The sequence below is a fragment of the Amycolatopsis sp. SID8362 genome, assembly GCF_010550475.1.
GTDB classification, from domain to species: domain Bacteria; phylum Actinomycetota; class Actinomycetes; order Mycobacteriales; family Pseudonocardiaceae; genus Amycolatopsis; species Amycolatopsis eburnea.
Map to the genome: position 1 here is coordinate 1 of NZ_JAAGNB010000611.1, position 3228 is coordinate 3228.

Here is a 3228-nt window from a genome sequence, read left to right on the forward strand (position 1 = left end):
CTGCCCGGCCTGGCGATGCGCCGCATCGCCGACCTCTACCCCGGCCGCGCCAAAACCGACGCCCGGGACGCGTTCGTCATCGCCGACGCCGCCCGCTCCCTGCCCCACACCCTGCGACCCGTTGATGTCGGCGACGACGCGTTGGCCGAGTTGGAGGTGCTGGTCGGGTTCGACGACGACCTGGCCGGCGAAGCCACCCGGATCAGCAACCGCATCCGCGGCTTGCTCACCGGCATCCACCCGGCGCTGGAACGGGCCATCGGCCCCAAGATCGCCCACCCGGCGGTGCTGGAGATCCTGTCCCGCTGCGGCGGCCCGGCCGGGATCGCCAAAGCCGGCCGCCGCAAGCTCACGGCGATCGCCAAGGCTCACGCGCCCCGCATCGGCGACAAGCTGGTCGAGGCGATCATGACCGCCCTGGGCGAGCAGACCGTCACCGTCCCGGGCACCGCCGCCGCGGACACGGTCTTGCCGCGGCTGGCCGACAGCCTCAAAACGGTTCTCCAGCAACGGAAGCAAGTTGCTGAGCAGGTCGAGGGGATACTCGATGCGCACCCTCTTGCCGGGGTCCTGACCTCGATGCCCGGCATCGGCGTCAGGACCGCAGCCCGCATCCTCCTCGAAGTCGGCGACGCCTCCAACTTCAAGACCTCCGGGCACCTGGCGGCCTACGCCGGGATCGCCCCCGTGACCCGCAGCTCCGGAACATCGATCAAGGGCGAGCACCCGGCCCGGACCGGCAACCGCCAGCTCAAACGCGCGTTCTTCCTCGCCGCCTTCGCCTCGTTGTCCGACCCGACCAGCCGGACCTACTACGACAGGAAGAGGGCCGAGGGCAAGAAGCACAACGCCGCGCTGATCTGCCTGGCCCGCCGCCGCTGCGACGTCCTCTACGCGATGCTCCGCAACGGCACCCACTACCGACACCCCGAACCCGCCCCCGCCGCGGCTTGACAACCACATAGGGACACCCCCCCTCGGCGCCTGGGCCACCCCGGTCTAATGCAGTGCGTGGCTCCAGGGGCGGGAAAGGTGAGCGACGTGGGCGAGGGCCTGCTTCCGCAACGGTACTCGGGTGCGTGGTGGATCATCCTGGTGGTGGTCGATGTGGTGATGGATCAGCTGGACCGGGTGCATGAGCGGATCGCGGGCCGGTTCACGCGGTCGGAGCCGAGGGGCCGGGCGTGGGAGTACGTGGTGTGCTGATCGTGGACGACACCGGCTTCCTGAAGTGTTCGTGGATTCTGAACGTACACGCTGATCACCTGCGATGATCAATATTGCCGAGTTTCGACCGCATTATGGCGTTACTCGTGATCAAGTTTGACCGCTACTCGGCACCTCTTCAGATCGTTTACTCTCAGCTTCGCGCTGGGCGCTCCACCTGTCGCTTGCCTTGCCGCGAGGCCACCACGTTGTCAGTCGCGGGGCGGCCGACAGCAGCGCGGACGTGGAACAGGTTCTCGCACCGGCGGTTGGCGAACGCGGTGTTCGTTAGCAATCGATAAGCGGCATGAGTAGACGAAGAGCTACCAGTCGAGGTCGGCACGCTGTGGAAGGTGCCGCTTTGGCATAATCGGTGTCATGCCGTTGTTTGACTACTTCCGTACATCCGGGGCCGACGCTGTGCGGCGGGTGATGGATGCCGGTGGCGGGCGCAGTCCGGTGAGTAATGTGTTCGACGGGATCGATGCGAAGGGCGTCGATCCGGGAGTCGTGCTGGGCATGATGATCGCGGCGATCCAGCAGGTGCCCTGGAACCCGGATCTGGTGACCGACCGTCTTGCTTGGCCGGCGGGTCGGGAGCAGGACCCTGACTACGAGGGTCCGTGGGTCTCTGAGCTGAGCACTTCGGCTCGCGATGTGCTGGCCCAAGCCGTCGATGTGCCTCGCGTGGCGCGCGAGTGGGCACAAATCGAAGAGCTCGGTGGCAACGTCGACGTCGCGGACGCAGAAGCGTTCATCGAGTCCATGGTCGGGCTCGCGCGGCGGGCTCGGGAAGCCGACGAGCTCATGTTCTGCTGGATGAGCCTCTGATCGCCTGAATGGTGTCCCGGACGTCGCCTGTTCACCTGCTGACCGGCATGCTGGACGTGGATGCGCGGTCAGCGGCATGACAGTGTGTTCCTGTGACTCGCGGCGGGTCCGCCCCATGGGGGCGCGGCCCTGGTGACCCCCTCGGCCGGTTGCGGGTAGCGTGGTCAGGACGGGTCAGTTGCTGGTTGAGCACGCCGAATCCGGCGTCGAGGCGGATCACCTGGCCGGCGACCGAGCCGAAGCCGCCGTCGGCGAGCAGCGCGACCGCGGCGCCGACGTCCTCGGGCTCGAGAACCCGCCCGTGAACCGACTGTTGCGCCAAGGCTGTGCGTCGGTCGTCGTCGAGAAGGCCGGCTGTGGTGTCGGTGTTCACCTGCTCCATCACAGCAGCCAAGGGCCGCAGAGAGCGCTGAGTGTCGGAGTGCTCGTCTCACGAGCCAGGGATCGAGTGCGGTCGCATCTCGCGAACAAAACCACCCTGCTGGCGTGGCTGGAAGGGGTCTGCCCAGACTTCGGTTGACACCGGAGCTGACTGTTTCTCAGGCCGCTGACGTGGCCGTGTAGATGGTCTCAAACTCGACCGGGGTGAGCTTGCCCAGGGCGCGTTGGCGGCGTTTGCGGTGATACTTCGTCTCGATCCAGGACACGATCGCCAACCGGAGCTCCTCCCGCGTGCGCCACCGGCGGGTATCGAGAACGTTCTTCTGCAGCAACGAAAAGAACGACTCCATCGCAGCATTGTCACCACACGCACCGACCCGACCCATCGACCCGGTCAGCCCATGACCGCGCAGCAGGCGCTGGTAGGCCGCCGATCGGAACTGGGCTCCGCGGTCGGAGTGGACCACGACGTCGTGCGGGTCGCGCAGCGCGATCGCGTTGCGCAGCGCGCTGACGGCGAGTGAGGCCCGCATGTGCGAGGCGATGGAGTATCCGACGATCTTGTTGGAGTAGCAGTCCTTGACCGCACACAAGTACAGCTTGCCCTCACCGGTGGGATGCTCGGTGATATCGGTCAGCCACTTGGTATTCGGCGCGGCGGCGGTGAAGTCCCGGCGCACGAGGTCGTCGTGCACCGGCGGCCCCGCCTGGCGGGAACGGCCTTTCTTCCTGGCGTGCAGCGAGAAGATCTTCTGCATCGAGCAGATCCGCCACACCCGGTTCTCCGAGGCAGTGAACCCGCGGCGGGCG

At 67.0% G+C, this 3228-nt stretch carries 5 protein-coding genes; 4 read left to right on the forward strand and 1 reads right to left on the reverse strand.

Annotated elements, in window-relative coordinates; all coding sequences use genetic code 11:
* The 4 genes from G3I65_RS18885 to G3I65_RS18900 all read left to right on the forward strand — a co-directional run.
* Positions 1 to 954, forward strand: a 954-nt coding sequence (locus tag G3I65_RS18885) for an IS110 family transposase (RefSeq protein WP_160697281.1), incomplete at its 5' end; no start/stop codon positions are given.
* A gap of 87 nt (positions 955 to 1041) precedes the next feature.
* Positions 1042 to 1206 (forward strand): hypothetical protein, encoded by a 165-nt coding sequence (locus tag G3I65_RS18890; protein ID WP_160697282.1) that lies wholly within the window; start codon positions 1042 to 1044, stop codon positions 1204 to 1206.
* A 378-nt stretch (positions 1207 to 1584) separates the two neighbouring features.
* A complete protein-coding gene (locus G3I65_RS18895) occupies positions 1585 to 2037 on the forward strand; it encodes a hypothetical protein (protein WP_160697283.1) in 453 nt (150 codons plus the stop codon).
* 178 nt (positions 2038 to 2215) lie between these two features.
* A complete protein-coding gene (locus G3I65_RS18900) occupies positions 2216 to 2557 on the forward strand; it encodes a hypothetical protein (protein WP_160697284.1) in 342 nt (113 codons plus the stop codon).
* A 19-nt stretch (positions 2558 to 2576) separates the two neighbouring features.
* Here the strand turns inward: G3I65_RS18900 and G3I65_RS18905 are convergent.
* A partial coding sequence (locus G3I65_RS18905) for an IS3 family transposase (RefSeq protein WP_160697285.1) occupies positions 2577 to 3228 on the reverse strand: 652 nt, incomplete at its 5' end.